The organism is Stenotrophomonas sp. B2 (assembly GCF_014947095.1).
GTDB classification, from domain to species: Bacteria; Pseudomonadota; Gammaproteobacteria; order Xanthomonadales; family Xanthomonadaceae; genus Stenotrophomonas; species Stenotrophomonas maltophilia_P.
This window is the reverse complement of record NZ_JADCQA010000001.1, coordinates 359,257-376,865: the sequence shown is the minus strand read 5'-3', so window position 1 is coordinate 376,865 and position 17,609 is coordinate 359,257. Positions and strand designations below refer to the sequence as shown.

Sequence of the window (17,609 nt, the reverse complement as noted above, 5' to 3'; positions counted from 1 at the left end):
ATGATTGCTGCGTGAGCGGGCAGCGCCGGGCCATGCCCGGCGTGCGCAGTGGCTGCAACGGCATCGCCGGGCCGCGCCCGGCGTCACCGTCAGTTGTCCAGTTCCAGCACCATGCGCACCAGCCCTTCCGTGCCGTTCGGGTGCGGAACGGGCTTGAAGCCCAGCGAGGCGGCCAGCTGCTTCATCGGCTCGTTCTCGGCCGCCACATCGCCGTACAGGCGATCCAGGTACTTGCCCCGACCCCACTTCACCAGCTTGCGCATCAGCTGCCGGCCCAGGCCCTGGCCGATGAGGAAGCGGCTGATCAGGATCGCGTACTCGGCTTCGCGGGTACCGGGGATGATCGAGGCCCGGGCGACCGCACCGACCACGGCCTCACCGGCGGGCAGGGACTCGGCCGCGACCAGGGTGATCTCGGTCTTGGGATTCGGATGGGTCAGGCGCTGGGTGGTTTCCGGTGACAGCTCGGTCACCGCCTGCAGGAAACGGTCGCGGATTTCTTCCGGCCCGAACAGGCTGAAGGCCGCTTGCAGCGGCGCGCTGTCTTCCGGGCGGATGGGGCGGATCAGCAGCTCGTGGCCGCTGGGAGCCTTGAAGATCTCATGCCAGGGCGGCATGCGGTTGCGAGTGGCCATACCGGGTGATTCCTTGGTGGTCCATCGATTGTGGCATCACCGGGGCTGTCTTCCGTGAACAAAAGGCTCACGGGCGTACAGCCTCGTGAAGGCCATTATTCAGGTGCCTTGAGCCAATCCAGGCGGGTGCTGGCGCCGGGCTCACCCAGGTGCTGGCGCAGCGCCGGCAGGGCCGGACCGACCGCCCGGTCGAACTGCCAGGGGGCGTTGAGCACCAGCATGCCGCTGCCGTTGAGGCGCAGCGGTGAGTCGTCGGGGCGTACCAGGAACTCGATGGTCACTGCCGACTTGACCGGCAAGGCAGTGGCCTTGCGCAGGAAATGCAGGATCGTGCGGCGCTGCTTGATCGGGAACCACACCGCGCAGGTGGCCTGCGGCCAGCGCGCCAGCGTCTCGGCCAGCGCTGCCAGGATGCGCTGGTACTCGGCGTCCTGGGCCTCGTAGGGCGGGTCGATCAGCACCAGGCCGCGGCCGATCTTGCTGCCGTTGACCTTCGGCGGCAGCAGCGAGCGCAGCAGTGCATAGCCGTCGCCCGGGTGCACGCCGACCCGGCTGTCATGGGCGAACAGGGCCTTGAGCGTGCCTGCTTCGTCTTCCTGCAGCTCGCATACCGCCATCCGGTCCTGCGCACGCATGGCCTGGGCGGTGAGCAGGGGCGAGCCGGGGTAGTTGGTCAGCGCGCCGACCGGATTGTCGGCCTGCACGGCCTTCAGGTAGCGCTCGACCACGTCCGGCAGCTTCGGCTGCGCCATCAGGCGCATGACCCCGGATTCGGCCTCCAGCGTCTTGCGGCTCTCTTCGCTGGCCAGCAGATAGCGGCCAGCGCCGCCGTGGGTGTCCAGCACGAAGAACGGGCTGTCCTTGCGCTTGAAGCTGTCGATCAGGGCCAGCTGCACGATGTGCTTGAGGACATCGGCATGGTTGCCGGCGTGGAAGGCATGGCGGTAATTCATGGGGGCAGTGTACGGGGCGGCGGCCGCAGCGGCTATGCTGCGCGCCATGACAGCTCCCGTTGCCCATGTCCTGGTGGTCGAGGACGAAGCCGCCATCGCCGAAACCGTGCTCTACGCGCTGCGCAGCGAGGGCTACCTGGCCAGTCACTGCCTGCTCGGCAGCGATGCCCTGCAGCGGCTGCGGGACGGTGGCATCGATGTGGTGGTGCTGGACGTGGGCCTGCCGGACCTGAGCGGCTTCGAGGTCTGTCGTCGGCTGCGTGCGCTGCCCGGTCCGCAGGCGCAGCTGCCGGTGATCTTCCTGACCGCCCGTAACGACGAGCTGGACCGGGTGCTGGGCCTGGAACTGGGCGCCGACGACTACATGGCCAAGCCGTTCTCGCCGCGCGAGCTGGTGGCGCGGGTGCGCGCGCGGCTGCGGCGGGCGGCGCCTGCCGCCAGTGACACCGATGCGGGCTGGCAGACGCATGGCGCCTTCGCCATCGACCGCGAGGGCCGGCGTGTCCGCTTCCACGGCCAGCCATTGGACCTGACCCGCTACGAGTACGCACTGCTGGAAGCCCTGCTGCAACGCCCCGGGGCCATCCTCAGCCGCGCCCAGCTGATGGACCGCGGCTGGGACAGCAGTGCCGACAGCGCCGACCGCACGGTCGATACGCACGTCAAGACCCTGCGTGCCAAGCTGCGCGCGGCCGGCGCCAGCACCGACCCGATCCGGACCCACCGTGGCCTGGGCTACGCCCTGGAGGTGTGAGCGATGCGTCTGGTGATGAAGCTGTTCCTGGGCTTCTTCCTGATCGTGGGCATCGCCGCGTTCTTCGTCATGCGCGTGTTCGTCAACGAAGTGAAGCCGGGCGTGCGCCAGGCGATGGAATCGACCCTGGTCGATGCAGCCAACGTGCTGGCCGAGATGGCGGCGGCGGACGTCAAGGCAGGCACCATCAACAGCGGGACTTTCACCCGCAATTTGGCCAAGGCGCGGCAGCGTGACCTGAAAGCGATGGTGTGGCGCTTTCCCAAGCGCGCCCTCGATTACCGGGTGACGATCACCGATGCGAAAGGCATCGTGATCTACGATTCGCTGGGCCGCGACGTCGGTCGTGACAACTCGCGCTGGAACGATGTCTACCGCACCCTGCGCGGCGAGTACGGCGCCCGCTCCAGCCCGGAGACGCCGGGCGAGGAGGGCAACACCGTGATGCATGTGGCCGCGCCGGTGTACGACCCGGGCGATGGCCGCACTCTCATCGGCGTGCTCACCCTGGCGCAGCCCAACCGCAGCATCGATCCGTTCATTGCGGCCAGCCAGCGCGCCATCATCGAACGCGGCGCATGGCTGATAGGACTCTCGGCGCTGGTCGGGGTGCTGGTGACGATGTGGTTGACCACCGGCCTGGGCCAGCTCAGCCGCTATGCGCGCGCGGTCACCGCCGGTGAGCCGGTGCCGCCGCCACGCCGCCGCCGCGATGAGATCGGTGATCTCGGCCAGGCGCTGGAGACCATGCGGCGCAAACTCGAAGGCAAGGCCTACGTCGAGCAGTATGTGCAGTCGCTGACGCACGAAATGAAGAGTCCACTGGCCGCGATACGCGGTGCCGCCGAGCTGCTGCAGGAACCGATGGCCGATGCCGACCGTGCCCACTTCGCGCGCAGCATCCTCGAGCAGCAGGAGCGGTTGACCGAAACCATCGACAAGCTGCTGGCGCTGGCCGAAGTGGAGCAGCATGGCTGGCTGCAGACGCGTGCTCCGATCGCACTGCCGGACCTGCTGCAGCAGACCGTCGCAGCCGCGCAGGTGCGCGCGCAGGCGGCCGGCGTCGAGGTACGCACTGATGCCGTGGCGGATCTGAGCATTCAGGGTGATGCCTATCTGCTGCGGCAGGCGCTGAACAACCTGGTCGACAACGCGGTTGCCTTCTCTCCATCGGGGACGGAGGTGGTGCTGCAGGCACAGGTTGAGGACGGCGGCGTGCGCCTGCAGGTGGCCGACCGGGGGGCCGGCATTCCCGACTATGCCCGTGACCGCGTGTTCGAGCGCTTCTACTCGTTGGCCCGTCCCGGCAGTGGCCGCCGCAGCTCCGGCCTCGGGCTGCCGTTCGTGCAGGAAGTAGCGCGCCTGCACGATGGCCGTGTCCAGCTGCAGGCCCGCGACGGCGGCGGGACCGTGGCCAGCCTGTGGTTGCCGCTGGGCATGCCCGTCCCGCGCACGCGGCGCTGACTTCACATCCGCTTCAAATTCGCCACAAACCCCGCTCACCGCGACGGTCCATGCTGCAGCCCTCTCCAACGAGGATGGACCATGAAATCCCTGAAGATGCTGCTGCGGTTCGCCATTGTCGGCGGACTGATCCTGCTGCTGCTGATTCCGCTGATAATGATCCGCAGCGTGATCAACGAGCGCAGCCAATACCGCGACGAAGCCTTCGCGCGGGTCGCTGACAGCCGCGCCGGCGCGCAGCAGCTGGTGGGGCCGGTGCGGGTGGTGCCGTGGGTGGAGCGCCAGCAGGTGGAAGTCGTCGACGCCAAGGGCAACAAGAAGACCGAGGTGCAGGTCAGCGAAGGGCACTGGCTGCAGATGCCAGCCTCGCTCGACGTTGGCGGCGAGATGCTGCCCAGCCAGCGTGAGGTCGGGCTGTTCAAGGTGCCGGTGTACAGCTGGAACGGCCAGTTGAAGGCCTCTTTCGCGGCTGACGACTATCCGGTCAAGCCAGGCCGGACCTATGGCCAGCCCTATGTGGCGTTGGGCGTGTCTGACGCGCGTGGCCTGGTCGGGACGCCCAACCTGCGCGTGGATGGCCGCCAGGTGCGCCTGCTGCCGGGTGTCGGCGCCGCTGCGGAACTGGGGCGCGGCCTGCATGCCCCCGTGGCGGGCTTTGCCGGGGTGCAGGGTGGACAGCTGGCAGCAAGCACGGTGGAGCTGGAGCTGCGGCTGGACGGCAGCCGGATGTTGTCGGTCGTGCCGGTAGGCGATGACAACCGCATCGCACTGCGTTCGCGCTGGCCGCATCCGTCCTTCGCCGGCGCCTTCCTGCCGAACGAACGCCGCGTCGATGCGCAGGGCTTCGACGCACGCTGGGCGGTGTCCTCGCTGGCCTCCGATGCCCAGCGCCAGCTGCGCAGCGATGGCGCGGTGGCGTCGCAGGCGGTGAGCGTGTCGCTGGTCGATCCGGTCGACGCCTACACGCAGGCGGATCGCGCCTCCAAGTACGGCGTGCTGTTCGTGCTGCTCACCTTCGTCGGCTTCATTCTGTTCGAGCTGATCAAATCGCTGCGCATCCACCCGCTGCAGTACCTGATGGTGGGCCTGGCGCTGGCGATCTTCTTCCTGCTGCTGATCAGCCTGTCCGAGCACATCGCCTTCTGGAAGGCGTATCTGGTCTCGGCGGCGGCCTGCATCGGCGTGCAGGCGGTGTATCTGGCCAACGTGCTCGGTCACTGGAAGCGCGGCCTGGGCTTCGCCGCGCTGCTGACCGTGCTGTATGGCGCGCTTTACGGGCTGCTGGTCTCGGAGAACAACGCGCTGCTGATGGGCTCGCTGCTGCTGTTCGTGATTCTGGCGCTGGCGATGTGGGTGACCCGCCGCGTGGACTGGTATGCGCTGGGCGCGGAAGCAAAGTGAGGAGAACGCGATGGGATGGCGCCAGGGATTGCGGCTGAGAGCCCAGCAGGGCATTCCGGCTCTGCTCGAAGTGGATGCACTGCTGCAGGCGCATGGCGTGCTGGCGGCCCTGCCGGGGGCGCGGATCGCCCCCGGCCTGGTCCGCTTCCAGCTGGCGGCGGCCACCTGCGAAGGAGTGCTGGGGCAGGGGCTGGAGTGGCTGGACGGTGCACGGCAGGGACGTGGCGTGCTGGGTGGAAAGGTGCCGCGCTACCGGCCCTGGAAGGCCGGGCCGGGGGCATTGGCCGAGATCGGCATCGCCGGCCTGCCCGGCGACTGGCCTGCGCATGCTGCGGTTTACGGCTGCAGCAGCATTGACCGGCGGCACTGGTTGCTGCTGCTGCCCATGCGCGCCCAGCTGTGGCTGGGCTGGAGCGGATGAGGCGCCTGCACCGCCCATGACCGATGGGACGGGGGTCGGGCGCCCCCGCTGGCTAGACTCGAGGGGTTGATGATCGAGCCGAAGGGCAGGGGTGGGATGTGCTGAAGTGGGGTGTGCTGGCGGTTGCGCTGGCGATGAGCGGCAATGCGATGGCGCAGCAGCGCGAGCCGGTGGACCTGGACATGGTCAGCCGCATCCGCCAGGAGGCGTTCCACCGTTCGCAGGTGATGGACACCTTCAGCTATCTCACCGAGCGCATCGGGCCGCGCCTGACCAACTCCCCGGCGATGGGGCGCGCAAACGCGTGGACCCGCAGCAAGTTCACCGAATGGAAGCTGGACAATGTCCACGACGAAGCGTTCGATGACTTCGGCCGCGGCTGGGAGTTCACGTCGGCCAGCGTGGAGATGCTCGGCGACCGCGTGATGCCACTGCACGCACTGCCCAAGGCCTGGACGCCGGGCACCCGCGGACCGGTCGAGGGCGAGTTGGTACAGGTGGACATCAAGAAGCCGGAAGACATCGAGAAGTACCGCGGCAAGCTGCGCGGGAAGATCCTGCTGCTCGGCGAGGCCCGCGAGTACAAGCGGGGTACCGAGCCGGACTCGCATCGTCACGACGCCACCTCGCTGGAGGGACTGCAGGAATTCACCCTGCCCAAGGACAAGGACGCCACCGCCGAGCGCGCCAAGCGGGTGAAGGAGTACCAGGAGCGGCAGGCGCTGGCGGCCAAGGTCAACGCCTTCTTCGTCGAGGAAGGCGCATTGGCCTCGATCAGCATCAGCAGCTGGGACAACGGCATCATCCGCGTGGCCGGTGGTGGCTCGCGCAAGGCCGGGGAGTCGGTCGGCATTCCGGAGCTGGCGATGATCGCCGAGCACTTCAATCCGCTGGTGCGTGCACTGGAGGCCAAGCAGCCCGTGCGCCTGCGGGTGGACGTGAGCGCGCGTTTCACCGACGACAGCGATCAGCCCGGCTACAACACGCTGGCGGAGATCCGGGGCAGCAGCAGGCCGGATGAGGTGGTGATGATCGGCGCGCACCTCGATTCCTGGCACAGCGGCACCGGCGCGGCCGACAACGCGGCCGGCGTGGCGGTGATGATGGAAGCCATGCGCATCCTCAAGGCCACCGGTGCCAAGCCCCGGCGCACCATCCGGGTGGCGCTGTGGAGCGGCGAGGAGCAGGGCCTGATCGGCTCGCAGGCCTACGTCGCCAAGCACTTCGGCCAGTTCCCGGAACCAGTGGACGCTGCGCAGAAGGCGTTGCCGGCCTCGCTGCGCGACCCCACCGGACCGCTGCGCAAGACCCGCGACTACAGCAAGTTTCAGGTCTACTTCAACATGGACAACGGCTCCGGCCGCTTCCGTGGCATCTACGCGCAGGAGAACCTGGCGGCGATGCCGATCTTCGAGGCCTGGCTCGCCCCGTTCCATGATGTCGGCGCCACCACGGTGGCGACCCGCAACACCGGCAGCACCGACCACATCAGCTTCGATCGCGTCGGCCTGCCCGGCTTCCAGTTCATCCAGGACCGGCTGGATTACTTCACCAATGTCCACCACAGCCATCTGGACACCTGGGACCACGCCGAGCCCGAAGATCTCAAGCAGGCAGCGGCCATCGTGGCCTCCTTTGCCTACAACGCGGCGATGCGAGAGCAGTCGTTCCCGCGCAAGGCCGAGCCGCAGCCGTGACGTGAGCCGGAGGGGCGGACCCCGTCCGTCCCTCCGTTCCGGCGCGGGGCTGGTGGTAAAATCGGGGAATTCCCGTTCCTCGAGCCCCACATGACCTGCCGCACCCGCTTCGCCCCCAGTCCTACCGGTTATCTGCATATCGGTGGCGCCCGCACCGCGCTGTACTGCTGGCTGGAGGCCCGCCACCGCGGCGGCGAGTTCGTGCTGCGCATCGAGGATACCGACCGTGAACGCAGCACCCAGGGGGCGATCGACGCCATCCTGGAGGCGATGGAGTGGCTGGGCCTGGACTACGACGAAGGTCCGATCTACCAGACCGACCGGGTGGCCCGTTACCGGGAAGTCGCCGAGCAGCTGATTGCCGACGGCAAGGCCTACTACGCCTATGAAACCCGGGAAGAGCTGGACGCGATGCGCGAAGCCGCCATGGCCAGGCAGGAAAAGCCGCGCTACAACGGTGCCGCGCGCGAGCTGGGCCTGCCGTACCGGGACGACCCGAACCGCGTCATCCGCTTCAAGAATCCGCTGCAGGGTACGGTGGTGTTCGATGACCTGATCAAGGGCCGGATCGAGATCGCCAACAGCGAACTGGATGACATGGTCATCTTCCGTCCGGACGGCTATCCCACCTACAACTTCGCGGTGGTGGTGGATGACTGGGACATGGGCATCACCGAGGTCATCCGCGGTGACGACCACATCAACAACACGCCGCGCCAGATCAACCTGTACGAAGGCATCGGTGCACCGGTGCCGAAGTTCGGCCACATGCCGATGATCCTGGACGAGCAGGGCGCCAAGCTGTCCAAGCGCACCGGCGCCGCCGACGTGATGCAGTACCGGGATGCCGGCTACCTGCCGGACGCACTGCTGAGCTACCTGGCCCGCCTGGGCTGGTCGCATGGTGACCAGGAACTGTTTACCCGCCAGGAACTGATCGACCTGTTCGATGTGAAGGACTGCAACTCCAAGGCGTCGCGCCTGGACATGGCCAAGCTGGGCTGGGTCAACCAGCACTTCCTGAAGACCGTGGAGCCGGCCGACATCGTGCCGCACCTGGTCTACCAGCTGCAGAAGCTGGGCCTGGACGTGGCGGCGGGCCCGGCACCGGTAGACGTGGTGATCGCCCTGCGTGAACGCGTGCAGACCCTGAAGGAAATGGCCGAGAAGGCCGTGGTCTGGTACCAGCCGCTGAACGACTACGACGAAGCCGCAGTGGCCAAGCACTTCAAGGCCGGGGCCGAGGTCGCCCTGGGCAAGGCCCGTGAACTGCTGGCGGCGCTGCCGGAATGGACGGCCGAAGCGGTCGGCACGGCCCTGCACGACACGGCCGCCGCGCTGGAGATCGGCATGGGCAAGGTCGCCCAGCCGCTGCGCGTGGCCATCACCGGTACCCAGGTCAGCCCTGACATTTCCCACACCGTGTACCTGGCCGGCCGTGAGCAGGCCTTGAAACGCATCGACGCGGCCATTACCAAGGTAGCAACGGTCTGAGGCATCCTTGCCAGGCCGAACCGGAGAACGCGCATGCCCGCCAAGACTGCCACTGCCTGTACCGCCCCCCACCACCACGTCCATGACGCATCGGATTTCGTGGCGGTGGTCGAGCGTGTCTCGCGCGAACGCGGGCTGCGCCTGACCCCCATCCGCGCCAACGTACTGAAGCTGATCGCCGAAGCCGGCAAGCCGGTCAAGGCCTACGAGCTGCTGGAATGGGTGCGCAACGGCAAGGGCGTGGGCGCCGATGCCCCGCCCACCGTGTACCGCGCGCTGGACTTCCTGATGGCCAATGGCTTCGTGCACAAGCTGGAATCGGTGAATGCCTTCGTGGCCTGCCACCACCCCAGCAGTGCGGCGCATTCGGTGCCGTTCCTGATCTGCAACAGCTGCCACAGCGCGGTGGAGCTGGAAGACCGCGAGATCGTCGGCCAGCTGGAGAAGCGGGCCAAGGAGCTCGGCTTCCAGCCGCAGGCGCAGACGCTGGAAGTGCACGGACTCTGCGCCCGCTGCGCAGGCTGAGCGGCCGGTGGGATTGGGGTCAGATCCCTTTTGCCTTGGCAAAAGGAATCTGACCCCGTTTCACGAGCTCGACCCTACCGGGCCGGCGCAGGCTCGGCCGCCGTATCCACCCGTGCGATCACCGACATGCCGGGACGCAGTCGCGCGGCCAGCTCCTGCCCCGGATCGATCGAGATCCGGATCGGCAGCCGCTGCACCACCTTGGTGAAGTTGCCGCTGGCATTGTCCGGGCGCAGGACGCTGAATTCCGAGCCGGTGGCGGGGGCGATCTGCTCCACATGGCCGCGCAGCACCTGGCCCTGGAACGCGTCCACGGCGAACGTCGCAGGTTGGCCGATGCGCATCTGCCAGGTCTGGCCCTCCTTGTAGTTGGCGACCACCCACAGCGCGTCGGGCACCAGGAACAGCAGCTGCGAGCCGGCGGCCACGTACTGGCCGGTCCGCACGCTGGCCTCGCTGATCTGCCCGTCGCGCGGCGCATGGATCACGGTATTGGCCAGGTCGATGCGTGCCAGTTCCAGTTGCGCCTGTGCGCTTTCCACCTGTGCCTCCAGGCTCTTGCGTGCCACCTGGGTGGAGATCAGCGTTTCCTCGGCGATGCGGATCTGTGCCTGTGACTGCTGCACGCTGGCCTGCGCCGACGCCTGGGTCGTGCGGAAGCGGTCGCGGTCATTGATCGATACGAGGCGTTGTGCGGCGAGCTGTTCGTATCGCTTCAGCTCGTTGCGGGAGCGCTCAAGCTCGGCCTTGCCGGCGGACAGGGTGGCCTGGGCCGCAGCGATCTGCGCGCGGTTCTGCGCCTGCGACTGATCGGAGTTGGCCAACGCCGCGCGCGCGCTGTCCAGCGTGGCCTGTGCCTGCGCCACGCGCTGCGCATAGATGCGGTCATCGATGCGCAGCAGTGGTTCGCCCTTCTTCACGTGCTGGAAGTCCTTCACCAGCACCTCGGTCACATAGCCATTGACCTGGGGTGCCATCACCGTGATCTGCCCGCGCACGTAGGCGTTGTCGGTGACCATCACGCTGCTGGCAAACGGCCACAGGTGCCACGCGCGCAGGATCAGTGCGATGCCCAGCAGGGCCACCACCACCATCACTGCCACGCTGCGCGCGCTGGGTCTGAGGTACTTCGGCGCGACCGCCGGCTCAACCGGCGTGGGCGCAGGTGCCGCGTCGGTTGGCGGCGGTGGAGTCACGTTGTCGGCATCGTCGGGACGGGGCGGGACGGGAGGCATGGCGAAGGACTCAGCGGGGCGCTGCGGGGGAGGCCGCAGCGGAGGAGGGCGGATGGCGCTTGCGCCACTGCTTGAGCACGGCGGTACGCAGCGACAGCAGCAGCAACCAGCACAGGAAGCCGATCGCCAGCCAGCCGCTCAGGGTGAACACATCATTGAACCCACGGACATTGGCCTCGCGGCGCGTCGTCTGTGCCAGCTGCGCGGTGCCCTGCGCGCTGCGCAGCACCGGATCGGTGATCTGCGCGGCGTACAGCTGCTGCTGGATGCGCAGGCGCTGCGCCACCACTGGGTCGGCGGGATCAAGCTGGCTGGTCAGCGCGCTGGAATACAGCTGTTCGCGATGCAGCTGGAAGGTTCCCAGCAGCGCCGAGCCGGCCAGCCCGCCCAGCGTCTGGGTGATCGACAGCGTTACCAGGAAGGTGATCATGTGGTCCACACCCTGTTTCAGGGCGGCGGAGATGCCCAGCATGATCAGCGGGCCCATGAACATCCCGGCACCGACCGAGGCCAGGAACTGGCTGAGGTAGAAATCGTGGGGACGGTCCATGCTGGTGCGGTTCTGGTCGAAGAACGCCGCCGAACCCAGCAGCAGGATCGCCATCAGCAGCTGCGGGATCAGCCGCTTCGGGCCGAAGGTCACGGCGGTACCGATGATGCCGGTGACAACCCCTGCCAGAATCACCACGAACAAGGGGCGCAGCTGGTCCGGGCCCATGCCCAGCGTGCGCATCAGGCTGACCACGCCGTAGGACTGCTCGGTGGTCAGGAAGCGGATGAGGAACGCACCCACGATGAAGTGCAGTACCGGCAGGCTGGCCAGCCAGCGCGTCTGCAGCAGTGGATTGCGCCGGTAGTGCTCGATGATGAAGGCGGTGGTCGACAATGCGATCGAGGCGACCAGCGCCCAGCCCAGCCACGGTGTGTCCAGCCACCAGCGCGTGTAGCCCTGGGCCAGCACCACCACCAGCAGCGCAACCGCCGGGGCAAGCAGGCTGAAGGTGAGGAAATCCATGGGCTCGAAGGCCTTGATCTGCACGCCTGGCGGCAGCTTCAGCACCACCACCGCCGCGAACGCACACAGCGCCAGCCCTGCTTCGAAGGAATACAGCTGGTGCCATTGCCCGGTATCGACCAGGCCGGGCGACACGATCCAGGCCAGCGGAACTGCCAGCTGCGACAGACCGACGCCGATCACCAGCAGGTTGCCGGTGAAGCGCCGCGGCAACGCCTGCAGCATGTACAGCGTACCCAGCGTCGAACACGCCGCACCGGCGAAACCGCTGGCCGCGCGCGTCAGCATCGTGGTTTCGAAGCTGCCCACGAACAGGTGCAGCACGGCCAGCGCGGCATACAGCCCCAGGCCGATCTCGGCGAACAGGCGGATGCCGTACTGCTGGCGGAACTTGAAGGCCAGCAGGTTGGCGGTGACGTTGACCATCGCGTAAGCGGCCACCAGCCAGCTGCCCTGGGTCGGGGTGAGCTGCAGTTGCCCCTGCAGGAACGGCAGGTTGGCGGTGACCAGCGCATTGCCGAGGCCGCCGGTGATGGCCACCAGCAGCGACACCAGGGCATAGGCTGCACGCCGGTAGGGTGGGTGCCACGGCATCGAAGCCGATCCGGGCATGGTCGGCTTCTCATGCTCCTCCCAGTCCGGCACCGGCTTCAGATACGGCTGCACCATCAGCGTGCTCCGCTGGCTGCTCCCTGGAGTCCTCCGCGCAGCAGTTGCAGGGCACGCCCGGCCAGACGGGCGCGCTCGTCACGGGTCTTGCCGCGAAGGGCCGCTCCCAGCATGCCGGAGATCAGTGAAATATCCGTTTTTTCCAGATCGGGACGGCACAGGCCTGCGGCGATGGCCCGCTGGATCGGTGCTTCCAGCAGGTCGCGTACGGTCTCGCGCGCGGCGCGCATGGAGGGCACGTCCGAATCAACGGCGCGCCAGTAATCGGCCAGCGCAGGTGAATCGATGATGCGCTGGGCCATCCCCTCGAACACCTCGAACAGGGCGTCGTCACGGTCGCCCAGCTGCTCCACCTGGCGGCGGATACGGTCGACCGCACGCTGCAGCAGGGCCTGGATCAGCGCGGTGCGGTCGGGAAAATTGCGGTACAGCGTGGCCCGGCCCACCTGGGCGCGTTCGACCACCAGGTCCAGCGGAGCGGTGACGCCGTGTTGCCCGAACACATGGTCGGCGGCGTCGAGGATGAGGGCACGGCGGGCAGCGGCATCAGCGCGTTGAGCGGTCATGGGTTCATTTTCGGACAGAAGTGTCCGATGTGCGAGACATTGAGTGACGGGATTGTCCGGTTGTTGTCCTACGCACATCTTTGTGATCGGTGTGTGAATTCGTATCCATGGCAGGTGGGAGGTGCCACCCGGCCGTGTTGATCACGTCACGATGCGGCTCACGACTGAAGCCGTACCGTGTCCAAAAAAACGGGGGGCCAGCAGGCCCCCCGGGAGAGAACGACAACGAGCGTCGTCAGGGATCAGTGGATCGGCGTCCTGCTGCTGGACGGGTCAGAAGTACGCACGGATGCCGAATGCGACACCGCGGCCCGGCAGCGGCGAGTAGTCGCGCAGCAGCGAGGTGTGCGGGCGCACTTCACGGTTGGTCAGGTTGCTGCCATCCAGGAACACCTCATAGCTGTTGCTGTCGTTGCGATCCCAGCGGTAGGCCAGGTGCGCATCGACCAGGGTGTAGCCGTCGCTCGGCTCTTCGTTCTGCGCCACGTCCTTCTGCCGGCTGTAACGCACGGCGCCCACCGACGCGCGCCAGCCGTCCTTCGCCCAGCGCAGGTCGGCACCAACGCGGGCCGGGGCGATGCGCGGCAGGTAGCCGGTGTTGGCCAGCTCCACGGTGTAGTTGTGGTTGTGGTCACCGTGCGGCACCGCGATGTCGAGGTTGCGGCTGCCGTTGCCGTCCAGCTTGGCCTGCACGTAATCGCCGAACAGGCGCAGATCCCAGTCGCCTGCGACGCCTTCGAACAGATGCACCAGGGCTTCCGCCTCGGCACCCTTGAACACCGCATCCTGCTGCGTCCATGCACGCACCGGCAGGCCTTCGGTGACGCCGGTGTCGGCCAGGTAGATGAAGTCCTTGAACTTCGTCTGGTAGATCGAGGCGGAGAAGTCCAGGCGATCGCTGTGGGTGTGGATGCCCAGCTCGACACGCTGGCCGCGCTCGGTCTTCAGGTTGGCGTCGCCGATTTCCAGCGAGCGGGTGGCAATGTGCGCGCCAGCGGCATACAGCTCTTCATTGGTGGGGGCACGTTCGGAGCTGTCCACGCCGATGCGCAGGTCGACCGCGTCGTTGAGCTTCCAGATGCCGGCCGCGGACAGATTGGTGGCATCGAACTGCCGGCGGCGGTAATCGCCGGTCGGGTCCAGCTTGACCTGGTCGTGGCGGCCGCCGAGTTCGAGCTTGAACGGGCCGAACTGCTTCTCCTGCAGCACGAACAGGCCGATGTTTTTCGTTCCGGTGTCCGGCACGAATGCTTCTTCGCCCTTGGCGCCGAAATCGCTGTTGCCGAACTGCACGCCGAAGGCGCCGTCCCAGCCACCGACCTGCTGCTGTACGGCTTCCAGGCGGGTTTCGATGCCGCGGTTAGTGAAGCGTGTGGAGGGCGTGCCGGCCTCCAGCTCGACATGCTCGTAGTCGGTGTAGGCCACGCGGGCATTGATGTTCTTCAGGAACGAGACCGGGTTGTAGATGCCGGCCTTGGTCTCGAAGCGGTTCTGCACCATGTCGATGCGTACGTCATGCTCGTCGCCGCCTTCCTCCTCCTCGCCGTGATCATGATCGTCGCCGTCCGCGTGGACGTGGGCGCCATTGGGGATGCCATAGTTGGTGCGATAGGTGCTGGCCGACACGCCGAAGTAGCCGCCCTCGCCCAGCCAGGTGGCACCCACACCACCGGCCCGGGTGCGGATGGAGCTGTTGTCCAGGCGGCCACGGCGCGGCTCGTCGCCTTCCTCGCCCGCGTGGTCGTGGTCATGGTCTTCGTGGTGGTCTTCCAGGCTGTCGATCACCGCGTAGCCGGGAATGCGGTAGTCGTCGCCGTTGCGCACCAGGCCGTCGACATGCAGCACGACGTTGCCGCTGACGCCGTCGAGGCGGAACATGCCACTGCGTTCGTCATTGACGGAGTTGCCGCGCAGTTCAGCGCGGCCGCTGAGCGGACGGTCGGGCAGCTCGCGGGCGATGCGGCCATCGACGACGTTGACCGCGCCGCCGATCGCACCACTGCCGAACAGCAGTGTCGCCGGACCCTTCAGCACTTCGATCTGATCAGCCAGGAACGGCTCGATGCTGGTGGCATGGTCGGCGCTGACGGTGGAGGCATCCATGTTGCCCATGCCGTTGGACAGCACGGCCACCCGCGGGCCTTCCTGGCCGCGGATGATCGGACGACCGACACCGGGGCCGAAGAAGGTGCTCTGCACGCCCGGCAGCTTGGCCACCGTATCGCCGAGGGTGCCTGCCTTCTGTTCGTCCAGGCGCTCGCCGGCGAGCACTTCGACCGGCCGCGCCAGCGACTCGGCGTCGCCCTGCAGCGGCGAGGCGGTGACCTGCACCGACGACAGCTCGGTCAGGTGGCGGTCACGGTGCGCATCGTCGTCGCCTGCGGCGAATGCGGCGGACGGCAGCAGCGCGGCGAGCGCCAGGGCGAGGGTGTGCGGCTTGAACCGCAGGGAAGGGGCGGGCATCGAGAAATCCTTGTTACTGTGTATCAATTGTGAAGCGCACGTATCCCGTCGCGGGACAGGGGGAGAGGAGATCGTGCGGACCAGGAAGGGATGTTATATTATTCCATAACGATTCGCCGACCCTGCTGGAAGTCATGTCCCTCTCCTCCCACCTGCGCCATCTGCTCGACCGTTTCGGTGCCACCGGATCGATGCTGTGCGCAGTGCACTGTGCGGTGATTCCGGTGCTGCTGGCCGCAGCGCCTTCGCTGGGCCTGTCGTTCTGGCTCAGCGATGGCGTTGAACAGGCGCTGGTCGTGTTCGTGACCCTGCTGGGTCTGTTCAGCCTTGTCTGGGGCTACCGCCGGCATGGCGCCCTGCGCGCGCTGGCGTTCCTGATTCCCGGGCTGGTCGCGCTGTGGGCTGGGGTTCTGTACGACCCGCTGCATCACAATGCCGTGCCGCACGCGGTGGTGATGACCATTGGCGGTCTGCTGGTCGGCGTTGCCCATCTGGTCAATCTGCGGCTCAACCACAGCCACGTACACGACGCCAGCTGCGCGCACTAGGCGCTCCGTGATAGGCTTTCCGATCGTGCGCGGGGGCGTCCAGCAAGGCGGCCCCGCCGAACCCGTGTCAGCACGGGGTAACCAGATTTCACATTTGAGGAGTTGAAGACATGGGTAAGGGTGACCGCAAGACCGCCAAGGGCAAGCGCTACAACGCCAGCTACGGCAACGCCCGTTCGCACACCGCGAGCAAGGTCGCCGTAGGCGCCGCTGCCCCGGTCGCCAAGAAGACCGTGGCCAAGGCTCCGGCGAAGAAGGCCGTGGCGAAGAAGGCCGTCGCCAAGGCCTGATCGGCCGGCCGATGGGTCAACGAAGAACGCGGCGCCTGGCGCCGCGTTTTTTTATGCGTGTCGTTGCGGCCGCCGCGTTCGCCGGGCATGGCCCGGCGCTACCCACATTGGCACGGTAGCGCCGAGCCATGCCCGGCGGAGACATCCGACGCCCCATTGCCGTGGTAGCGCCGGGCCATGCCCGGCGGAGACGCCCGATCAACGCAGCGTCTGCTTCAGTGTCTCGGCATTGCCGTCGTTCGGCGCGGCTGGAACCTGCAGCAGGTGCGCCAGCAGCGGATAGACATCGACGTTGTCGAAGCCGTCGATCAGCAGCCCCTGACGGAACGACGGGCCGCTCGCCAGGAACACCGCACGCATCGACGGCAGCGCCGGATCGTAGCCGTGCGAGCCGCCGTCGCGACGATCGCGCCTGGCGATCCAGTCCCGGGTCAGCGCGTCCCAGCCTTCATCCATCTGGCAGACGATGGCGGGTATGCGTGGATGCGTGCCGTAATGCCAGCGCGCAGGCAGGTTCTCCTTCTTCCAGCATTCGTAGTGGGCATGGCGGCCGAGCAGGGCACGTTCGGCCTCGGCTTCACGCCCCGCGACCGGCGCGAAGCCGACCGACTGGCCCTGGCTGACGTTGCGTGCGATGGCCGGGTCCACCATCGACTCGGTGGCGATCACCTGGCCGTCGCCCACCGCGGCCATGCCGTGATCGGAAACCACGATCACATTGGTGGTGGATGTCAGGCCACGCTGCTGCAGTCCGTCGAGCACCTGGCCGACAACCTGGTCGGCCCGCACGATGGCTGCCGTGTACTGCTGCGACTGCGGCCCATGGTGATGCCCGGCCTTGTCGACGTGTTCCATGTACAGCGTGGCCAGGCGCGGCGCCTCGGCATCGCTGCGTGCCAGCCAGCCCAGTACGGTCTGCACACGTTGCTCGAACGGTTCCTTGTCGTTATACGCCAGCCACTGGCTGGGGCGCACGCCCTTGATCTCCGCTTCGCTGCCCGGCCAGGACCAGGTCGCGGAACGCACGCCGGCTTTCTCCGCGCTGACCCAGATCGGTTCGCCGCCCCACCAGTCGCTGCGGGTGACCGCCTCGCGGTTGCTCAGCGCGAAACTGCCCAGCGATGCGTCGTCCATCGCATTGTGGATGATGCCGTGATGGTCAGGGCGCAGACCGGTCACGATGGTGTAGTGGTTGGGGAAGGTCAGCGAGGGATAGGAGGGCGTCATCCAGCGTGCGCGCACGCCGCTGTCGATCATCCGCTGCAGGTTCGGAGTCAGCCCGCGGTCCAGCGCGTCGGCACGCAGGCCATCGATGGAGATCAGCAGCAGCTTCGGCGGTGCGGCCGTTGCCGCAGGCGTGGAGACGGTGGCGGTCGGGGCGGGTGCGGTGGTGCAGGCGGCCAACGGCAGCAGCAGCGCCAGCGCGCAGGTCAGGCGTACGGAAGTCATCCGCCCATCATAGTGCGAGGTAATGACGCG

16 protein-coding genes are annotated in these 17,609 nt (G+C 67.4%); 9 read left to right on the top strand and 7 right to left on the bottom strand.

All coding sequences use genetic code 11. From position 1 onward, the window contains the following. Positions 1-89 precede the first annotated feature (89 nt). Together IMX13_RS01795 and rlmJ are read right to left on the bottom strand one after the other, a co-directional pair. Positions 90-635 carry a GNAT family N-acetyltransferase gene (locus tag IMX13_RS01795; RefSeq protein ID WP_053517384.1) on the bottom strand — a complete coding sequence of 182 codons (546 nt, stop codon included), beginning with the start codon at positions 633-635 and terminating at the stop codon, positions 90-92. A 95-nt stretch (positions 636-730) separates the two neighbouring features. Beyond that, positions 731-1,588 (bottom strand): 23S rRNA (adenine(2030)-N(6))-methyltransferase RlmJ, encoded by an 858-nt coding sequence (rlmJ, locus tag IMX13_RS01790; RefSeq protein ID WP_053517399.1) that lies wholly within the window; start codon positions 1,586-1,588, stop codon positions 731-733. Positions 1,589-1,622: 34 nt separating this feature from the next. Here rlmJ and creB point away from each other — a divergent pair, with 34 nt between their 5' ends. The 7 genes from creB (at position 1,623) to IMX13_RS01755 (ending at position 9,344) form a co-directional block, all read left to right on the top strand. After that, entirely contained in the window at positions 1,623-2,342 is a 720-nt protein-coding gene (gene creB / locus IMX13_RS01785; RefSeq protein ID WP_180875692.1) for a two-component system response regulator CreB, read from the top strand. Positions 2,343-2,345: 3 nt separating this feature from the next. Then, the gene (gene creC / locus IMX13_RS01780) at positions 2,346-3,806 is read left to right on the top strand and encodes a two-component system sensor histidine kinase CreC (protein ID WP_193395623.1); all 1,461 of its coding nucleotides are present in this window, start codon (positions 2,346-2,348) and stop codon (positions 3,804-3,806) included. 81 nt (positions 3,807-3,887) lie between these two features. After that, positions 3,888-5,207: a cell envelope integrity protein CreD gene (gene creD / locus IMX13_RS01775; RefSeq protein ID WP_193395622.1), complete on the top strand. Its 1,320-nt coding sequence runs from the start codon at positions 3,888-3,890 to the stop codon at positions 5,205-5,207. A gap of 10 nt (positions 5,208-5,217) precedes the next feature. Further along, positions 5,218-5,628, top strand: a complete 411-nt coding sequence (locus IMX13_RS01770) for a hypothetical protein (RefSeq protein ID WP_065181152.1) — start codon at positions 5,218-5,220, stop codon at positions 5,626-5,628. Positions 5,629-5,726: 98 nt separating this feature from the next. After that, the gene (locus IMX13_RS01765; protein ID WP_193395621.1) at positions 5,727-7,325 is read left to right on the top strand and encodes a M28 family metallopeptidase; all 1,599 of its coding nucleotides are present in this window, start codon (positions 5,727-5,729) and stop codon (positions 7,323-7,325) included. Positions 7,326-7,415: 90 nt separating this feature from the next. Continuing rightward, positions 7,416-8,819 carry a glutamate--tRNA ligase gene (gltX, locus tag IMX13_RS01760; protein WP_053517391.1) on the top strand — a complete coding sequence of 468 codons (1,404 nt, stop codon included), beginning with the start codon at positions 7,416-7,418 and terminating at the stop codon, positions 8,817-8,819. Between the two features lie 33 nt (positions 8,820-8,852). Beyond that, a complete protein-coding gene (locus IMX13_RS01755; protein ID WP_053517393.1) occupies positions 8,853-9,344 on the top strand; it encodes a Fur family transcriptional regulator in 492 nt (163 codons plus the stop codon). A 74-nt stretch (positions 9,345-9,418) separates the two neighbouring features. Here the strand turns inward: IMX13_RS01755 and IMX13_RS01750 are convergent, their stop codons facing one another. The 4 genes from IMX13_RS01750 to IMX13_RS01735 all read right to left on the bottom strand — a co-directional run bounded on the left by IMX13_RS01750 (position 9,419) and on the right by IMX13_RS01735 (position 15,292). Further along, positions 9,419-10,579 (bottom strand): HlyD family secretion protein, encoded by a 1,161-nt coding sequence (locus IMX13_RS01750; RefSeq protein WP_193395620.1) that lies wholly within the window; start codon positions 10,577-10,579, stop codon positions 9,419-9,421. 10 nt (positions 10,580-10,589) lie between these two features. Next, on the bottom strand, positions 10,590-12,263 hold the full coding sequence (locus tag IMX13_RS01745) for an MFS transporter (RefSeq protein ID WP_065174667.1): 1,674 nt from the start codon (positions 12,261-12,263) through the stop codon (positions 10,590-10,592). After that, positions 12,263-12,829, bottom strand: a complete 567-nt coding sequence (locus tag IMX13_RS01740) for a TetR/AcrR family transcriptional regulator (protein ID WP_053518751.1) — start codon at positions 12,827-12,829, stop codon at positions 12,263-12,265. The genes IMX13_RS01745 and IMX13_RS01740 overlap by 1 nt, the downstream gene beginning before the upstream one ends. A gap of 273 nt (positions 12,830-13,102) precedes the next feature. Beyond that, the gene (locus tag IMX13_RS01735; protein ID WP_193395619.1) at positions 13,103-15,292 is read right to left on the bottom strand and encodes a TonB-dependent receptor; all 2,190 of its coding nucleotides are present in this window, start codon (positions 15,290-15,292) and stop codon (positions 13,103-13,105) included. A gap of 134 nt (positions 15,293-15,426) precedes the next feature. Between IMX13_RS01735 and IMX13_RS01730 the strand changes: the two genes are divergently transcribed. Together IMX13_RS01730 and IMX13_RS01725 are read left to right on the top strand one after the other, a co-directional pair. Continuing rightward, positions 15,427-15,840 carry a MerC domain-containing protein gene (locus IMX13_RS01730; protein ID WP_053518754.1) on the top strand — a complete coding sequence of 138 codons (414 nt, stop codon included), beginning with the start codon at positions 15,427-15,429 and terminating at the stop codon, positions 15,838-15,840. A 110-nt stretch (positions 15,841-15,950) separates the two neighbouring features. Next, the gene (locus IMX13_RS01725) at positions 15,951-16,130 is read left to right on the top strand and encodes a 30S ribosomal protein THX (protein ID WP_004150462.1); all 180 of its coding nucleotides are present in this window, start codon (positions 15,951-15,953) and stop codon (positions 16,128-16,130) included. A 198-nt stretch (positions 16,131-16,328) separates the two neighbouring features. On the opposite strand, the gene IMX13_RS01720 is transcribed toward IMX13_RS01725, so the two are convergent. Next, positions 16,329-17,579: an ectonucleotide pyrophosphatase/phosphodiesterase gene (locus IMX13_RS01720; protein WP_193395618.1), complete on the bottom strand. Its 1,251-nt coding sequence runs from the start codon at positions 17,577-17,579 to the stop codon at positions 16,329-16,331. Positions 17,580-17,609 lie beyond the last annotated feature (30 nt).